The organism is Aeromonas sp. ZOR0002, assembly GCF_963866995.1.
Classification (GTDB): domain Bacteria; phylum Pseudomonadota; class Gammaproteobacteria; order Enterobacterales; family Aeromonadaceae; genus Aeromonas; species Aeromonas caviae.
The window spans coordinates 23,091-29,109 of sequence record NZ_CAWMFQ010000094.1; the positions used below are offsets into that span (position 1 = coordinate 23,091).

At 61.1% G+C, this 6,019-nt stretch carries 6 protein-coding genes and 1 other RNA gene; 1 reads left to right on the forward strand and 6 read right to left on the reverse strand.

The features are described 5' to 3' along the window. Window positions 1-42: 42 nt before the first annotated feature. The 6 genes from AACR77_RS05240 to rsmI form a co-directional block, all read right to left on the reverse strand. Window positions 43-1,809, reverse strand: a complete 1,767-nt coding sequence (locus AACR77_RS05240; protein ID WP_010675841.1) for a peptidoglycan glycosyltransferase FtsI — start codon at window positions 1,807-1,809, stop codon at window positions 43-45. Then, entirely contained in the window at window positions 1,806-2,120 is a 315-nt protein-coding gene (gene ftsL, locus AACR77_RS05245) for a cell division protein FtsL (protein ID WP_010675842.1), read from the reverse strand. Before ftsL ends, AACR77_RS05240 begins: the two co-directional genes overlap by 4 nt. A gap of 3 nt (window positions 2,121-2,123) precedes the next feature. Continuing rightward, window positions 2,124-3,062 (reverse strand): 16S rRNA (cytosine(1402)-N(4))-methyltransferase RsmH, encoded by a 939-nt coding sequence (gene rsmH / locus AACR77_RS05250; protein ID WP_042880178.1) that lies wholly within the window; start codon window positions 3,060-3,062, stop codon window positions 2,124-2,126. After that, window positions 3,063-3,521, reverse strand: a complete 459-nt coding sequence (gene mraZ / locus AACR77_RS05255; RefSeq protein ID WP_039040489.1) for a division/cell wall cluster transcriptional repressor MraZ — start codon at window positions 3,519-3,521, stop codon at window positions 3,063-3,065. Window positions 3,522-3,967: 446 nt separating this feature from the next. Then, window positions 3,968-4,354: RNase P RNA component class A (rnpB, locus tag AACR77_RS05260), an RNA gene on the reverse strand. Between the two features lie 62 nt (window positions 4,355-4,416). Continuing rightward, window positions 4,417-5,250 (reverse strand): 16S rRNA (cytidine(1402)-2'-O)-methyltransferase, encoded by an 834-nt coding sequence (rsmI, locus tag AACR77_RS05265; RefSeq protein WP_042880180.1) that lies wholly within the window; start codon window positions 5,248-5,250, stop codon window positions 4,417-4,419. 199 nt (window positions 5,251-5,449) lie between these two features. Between rsmI and AACR77_RS05270 the strand changes: the two genes are divergently transcribed. After that, window positions 5,450-6,019, forward strand: a 570-nt coding sequence (locus AACR77_RS05270) for a penicillin-binding protein activator (RefSeq protein ID WP_042880182.1), incomplete at its 3' end; no start/stop codon positions are given.

Here is a 6,019-nt window from a genome sequence, read left to right on the forward strand (position 1 = left end):
GCCCCGACAGCAGCGGGGCCGATGGAAAAAGCCGGATGCCCGTCAAGTACGCGGTGCGCCATTGTTGGCCTCCGTGCGGGCAAGCTTGGCGGGTACCTCGGGCGGGATCGCATCGGGACGGATGTTGAAGAGCTGCAACACGCCTCCCATGGCCTCCGCAAAGGGCGGGGTCGCCACGGCACCGCCGTAGTAGGCATCCCCCTTGGGCTCGTTGATCACCACCACCATGACGAAACGGGGATTGCTGGCCGGCGCGAAACCGGCAAACCAGGCCATGTAGTCCTTGCCATAGCCCCCAGCCACGGCCACCTTGGCGGTACCACTCTTGCCACCGACCCGATAACCGGGGATCTGGGCCTTGGGAATGGCATTGCTGACCACGTACTCCAGCGCCTGCAACATGGCAGCGGCGTTGTTGTGATCGATGACCTGCTCACCCTTGGGCGGCTTGGTCACCTTGATGATGGAGAGCGGAACCCGCTTGCCCTTGTTGGCCAGGGTGGCGTAGGCGGAGGCCAGCTGCAGCGGGGTCACTCGCAGACCATAACCGAACGACAGGGTGGCTCGCTCGATGTCGGACCAGCGGCGACGCTGGGGCAGCATGCCGCTGCTCTCCCCCATCAGGCCGCTGCCGGTGTCCATGCCGAAGCCCACCATGCTCAGGGTGTTGATCATCTCTTGGGCCGGCATCCGCAGCGCGATGCGCGACATGCCGATGTTGGAGGAGTAGCGCAGGATGTCGTAAAGGTTGGTCGCCTTGTGGATACTCACGTCACGGATCTGCTTGGCCCCGATGAAGAGGGGGCCGCCCGGGATGAAGTCCTTCCAACTGGTGACACCGGCTTGCAAGGCACTAAGCAAAATCAATGGCTTGACCGTGGAACCCGGCTCATAGGTATCGGTCACCACCCGGTTTCGCACCCGGAAACTCTGGTACTGACCGCGGTTGTTCGGGTTGTAGGAGGGGGTGTTGACCATGGCGAGCACCTCGCCGGTCTTCACATCCAGCATCACCATGGAGCCGGAGGTGGCCTTGTTCTCGTCGGTAGCCCGTTTGAGGGCGCGATAGGCCAGCGCCTGCACCCGCTGATCGATGCTCAGTTGCAGATCGTTGGCGTGCTTGCCCTCTTTCACCAGGCCCAGGCGCTCGATGACGCGGCCCTGCCTGTCCTTGCGCACCCGCATCTCGCCAGGGGTTGCGGTCAGCCACTCGTTGTAGCTGCGCTCAATCCCCTCGATGCCGCTGCCATCGATGTTGGTCACCCCCACCAGGTGGGAGCTTATCTCGCCGGTCGGGTAGAAACGGCGCGCCTCGGGGCGCAGATAGATGCCCCCCAGCTTCAACCCCTTGATGTACTCGGCCACCGCAGGCGTCACCTGCCGCTGCAGATAGACGAAGCGCTTGCTCGGGTTGGCGATGCGATGCTTGAGGGTGTTGATGTCGAGCTTGAGCACGGCGGAGAGTGCCAGCCAGGCACGCTCGTTGTGGATGGCACCGGACTCGTGCACCGTCTTGGGATCAGCCCAGACCGCTTCGACCGGCACGGATACCGCCAACTGTTCGCCATTGCGGTCCGTGATCATGCCGCGCACCGCCTGGGTGGAGGTGGTGCGCAGGGAGCGCATGTCCCCCTCCTGGCGCAGTCTGTCCGGATCGATCACCTGGATCCAGGCCAGCCGCAGGATCAGCCCCGCAAACGCGATGCCGATGAAGAAAACCAGGGTACGAAAGCGCCACGGGTAGAGTGAGGGTGCTTTCGCCTTGGCTTTGTCCTTTGCCGGAGCCTTGGTGGCGGCCTTGCGTGTCATGGTTGTGTAATTACCTTTTCAGTGGTCACCAGGGGACGAGCCATCTGCAACTTGTCCATGGCCAGACTCGCCACCCGGGAGTGCTCAGCCAGTGTGCCCTGTTCCAGCAAGAGGTGGCGCCACTCGATGTTGAGCCTGTCCTCCTCCGCCATCAGATCGTTCTGCTTGGCCGTCAGACCCCGGGTCATGTTGGTCACCAGGATCACCGCAAAGGCGGTGACCAGCACGGCGACGGTCAACAGGACCTGCAACTTGTGGCGCCAGAGATCCGCAACGATCTCCCTGGCGAGGTGAACGCGCACGTCGCTCATCGTTTACTCCGCAAGACGCTCTGCGACCCGCAGCACCGAGCTGCGGGACCGGGTGTTTTCATTGACCTCGTGGTCGGAAGGCTTGAGCGCCTTGCCGATCGATTTCAGCTTGCGACCACCGGCAAGCTGGGCTTCAGTCAGGGGGATGCCGTGGGGTACTTCAGGACCTTTCTCGTGCTTGCGAATGAAATGTTTCACCAGCCGATCTTCCAGAGAGTGGAAGCTGATGACGGAGAGACGGCCGTGAGGAGCCAGCACGTCCAGAGCGCCGTTGAGGGCGGTTTCGATCTCGTCCAGCTCGCTGTTGATATAGATGCGGATGGCCTGGAAGCTGCGGGTCGCCGCGTGCTTGCCCTTCTCCTTGCTCGGGTTGACCCGGGCAATCATCTCCGCCAGCTGGCGGGTGCGCACATAGGGCTCTGTCACCCGATCGTGTACGATGGCGCGAGCAATCTTCTTGGCGAAGCGCTCCTCACCGAAGGTTTTCAGCACCCAGGCGATGTCGTCCACATCGGCACGGGCCAGCCACTCGGCGGCGCTCTGACCGGAGGTGGGATCCATCCTCATGTCGAGCGGGCCGTCCTTCATGAAGCTGAAGCCACGTTCGGCATCGTCAAGCTGGGGGGAGGAGACACCGAGATCCAGCAGGAAGCCATCGACCTTGCCCAGCAGGCCGCGTTCGGTCAGATAGCGGGTGATGCCGGAGAAGGGACCGTGCACGATCTCGAAACGGGGATCCTGGATCTTGGCCGCCTCGGTAATGGCCTGGGGATCCCGGTCGATGGCGATCAGACGGCCGTTCGGGCCCAGATGCTGGAGAATGAGACGAGAGTGACCACCCCGGCCAAAGGTACCGTCGACGTAGATACCGTCCGGCTTGATGGCCAGCCCTTCGACGGCTTCGTGCAACAGCACTGTGATGTGTTCAGCGGCTTGGGTCATTTATAAAGAAAAATCCTGTAGTCGTGGTGAACTTGCCCAGTCGTCCTCGGGCAGGCCCAGGATGTCGTCGTTGATCTGTTGTTGCCAGCGGGCTTCATCCCACAGCTCGAATTTGTTGAGCTGGCCCACCAGCATGACTTTCTTGTCCAGCCCGGCATGGCTGCGCAGCGGCTGGCTGAGCAGCAGACGGCCATTGCCATCCAGTTCGCATTCGGCCGCGTGGCCGAGCAGCAGACGCTGCAGGCGGCGTTCCGCCGGGTTGGTGCTGGAAAGGGTCTTCAGCTTGCGCTCCACCTCTTCCCATTCATTCAGGGGATAAAGCAGCAGACAGGGATGGGCGATGTCGATGGTGCAGACCAGCTGGCCGTCGCATTCGTCGCGCAGCCAATCACGAAATTTGGTCGGAATCGCCAACCGCCCCTTGCTGTCCAGGCTGATGGCGTGAGCGCCACGCAACAAATTGCAGTCCCCGAAGGTGAGTTATGGGGGCTAGATGCCCAATAAAACCACTTTGATCCACTTTTCTCCACCATGAAGTTTAAGGACGAGCAGGGGGCTTTTCAAGCAAGGATCTCGGGCATGGGGAACATATTGACGCAGCGTGATGGGACTACCGATTAAATGAATTGATTTTCCACAAGTTATTTGTGTTACCCGCAACTCGATTAATTTTCAGCAATTAAAAAACTGACAAATTGCACGAATAAACATCAGCCATGCAGGCCGCGCTTCTCCAGCGCCATCACGATATTCAGAACATGGAAAAATTCCACATAACAGATTGATATAAAATACATTTGTTAAACATAGCTAGCCCAACAGTAAATATCACAAGTCAACCGAGGCAGTACTTTATGGTTAATAAAAAGAGCCTTGCGATAAATCGCAAGGCTCTTCAGGAAAGAGGTCGGAGTCGGCCTGTAAGCCGGGTTCTGTACCGGGTTGCCCCGGGTAGCAATCATTCCTCTAGGCCAGCAATCGCTCGCTGGCTCAAGCAACCTACCCGCCCCCAACGCGGGCCGCGCCAATAGGGGCCTATTTGGTCTTGCTTCGGGTGGAGTTTACCGTGCCACGAACTGTTGCCAGTCGCGCGGTGCGCTCTTACCGCACCCTTTCACCCTTACCTGATCCCTTGCGGGCCATCGGCGGTCTGCTCTCTGTTGCACTGGTCGTAGGCTCGCGCCCCCCAGGCGTTACCTGGCACCCTGCCCTGTGAAGCCCGGACTTTCCTCCCCTCCGCCCGTCTGTCCCGAGGGACACAACGACGAAGCAGCGATTGCCCAGCCAACTCCGAGGCGCGGATTATAGCCTCGCGAGACGGACGGGGTAAACCGTCAATTCCGGTTTACGGCAATTAATAGTGCTCGAGACCGTATTTGTAGAGGGCGTTCTTCTTCACCCCGTGGATCTCGGCGGTGAGGGCTGCAGCCTTCTTGAGGGGCAGCTCGCTGACCAGCAGGCCCAGGGTGCGGATCGCCTCCGCAGGCAACTCGTCATCCACCTTGCTGGCACCGGCGACCACCAGCACGATCTCCCCGCGGCAACGGTTATCGTCCTCTCCGAGCCAGGCCAGCATCTCGGAGGCGGGCAGACCGTGGATGGACTCGAAGGTCTTGGTCAGCTCGCGGCACACCACCACCTGGCGCTCACCAAGGATGCGAGCAATCGCTTCCACCGTCTCCTGCACCCGGCGCGGCGATTCGTAGAACACCAGAGAGCGGGTGTCTTCGATGACGGCTTGCAGGCGATCATCCCGCCCCTTGGCCTTGGCCGGCAGGAAACCCTCGAAGGCGAAGCGGTCGGTGGGCAGCCCGGCGGCGGACAGCGCCGTGATGGCAGCGCAGGGACCGGGCAGCGGCACCACCTTGACCCCGGCTTCGCGACAACGGGTGACCAGGTGATAACCGGGGTCGCTGATGAGCGGCGTCCCCGCATCGGAGACCAGGGCCACGCTCTTGCCCTCCTTGATGCGGGCGATCAGCACATCCGCCTTTTGCTGCTCGTTGTGATCGTGCAGGGCAAAGGTCGGTACCGAGATCTGGTAGTGGCTGAGCAGGATCCCGCTATGCCGGGTATCCTCGGCGGCCACCAGATCGACGCTGCGCAGCACATCCAGTGCTCGCTGGGTGATGTCGGCCAGATTGCCGATCGGAGTGGGGACTATATACAGGGTTGGGATGTCACTCATGGGAGCTCCGAGTGTCCCGACAATTGTGTCGCCATATTGGCCCGTTTACACTATGGAGAATTTCAACACTGGTCGGGGAATGAACTTGAACCGGGTTATAAAGCAGCTAAGTGTATCACGACTCTTCGGCATCCTACTCGCGGCAGTCCTGCTCGCCGCCTGTGCGTCGGAGCCCAATCAATCTTCCGGACAACCCGGCATGCCGTCAGCCTTCTCGGATCTGACCAAGAATGCCCAGTGGTATCTGGAGCAGGTGGATCCCGCCAAACCGGCAGAGGCCTTCGTGTGGCAGATGATGGCGGCGCGCAGCTATCTGGCGCTCGGCCAGGCCAAACCGGCTGCCGCCCTGTATCAGCAGTTGCAGAAGCAGGCGAAAAGCCCGGAGCAGCAGGCGCAGTTGCAACTGCTGCATGCACACCTGCTGCTCGCCCAGGGCAACGCCAACCAGGCGCTGATCCTGCTGGAAGGCAAGCCGGATGTGGTGCTGGATGCCGATACCCAGAAGGACTGGTACCGCCAGCGCGTGGTGCTGCAGCTCGACATCAACAACAAGTTTGGTGCGGCCAAGTCGCTGGTTCTGCTGGAACCTTATCTGGCCAAGAATGAGCTGGCCACCAATCACCAGCAGATCTGGTCACTGCTGAAAAGCATGACCCCCTCCACCCTGCAGGCGCTCGAAGAGGAGCCAGCTCCCGATGTGACCACCGGCTGGCTGCGTCTTGCTGCGCTGGTGAACGAATTCGGGGCACAGCCGAGCCAGCTGGCCCGC

Bases quoted from the DNA above. Each gene is read 5' to 3' on its own strand.
- AACR77_RS05240 (WP_010675841.1), bottom strand. From the start codon at position 1,809: ATGACACGCAAGGCCGCCACCAAGGCTCCGGCAAAGGACAAAGCCAAG.
- ftsL (WP_010675842.1), bottom strand. From the start codon at position 2,120: ATGAGCGACGTGCGCGTTCACCTCGCCAGGGAGATCGTTGCGGATCTC.
- rsmH (WP_042880178.1), bottom strand. From the start codon at position 3,062: ATGACCCAAGCCGCTGAACACATCACAGTGCTGTTGCACGAAGCCGTC.
- rsmI (WP_042880180.1), bottom strand. From the start codon at position 5,250: ATGAGTGACATCCCAACCCTGTATATAGTCCCCACTCCGATCGGCAAT.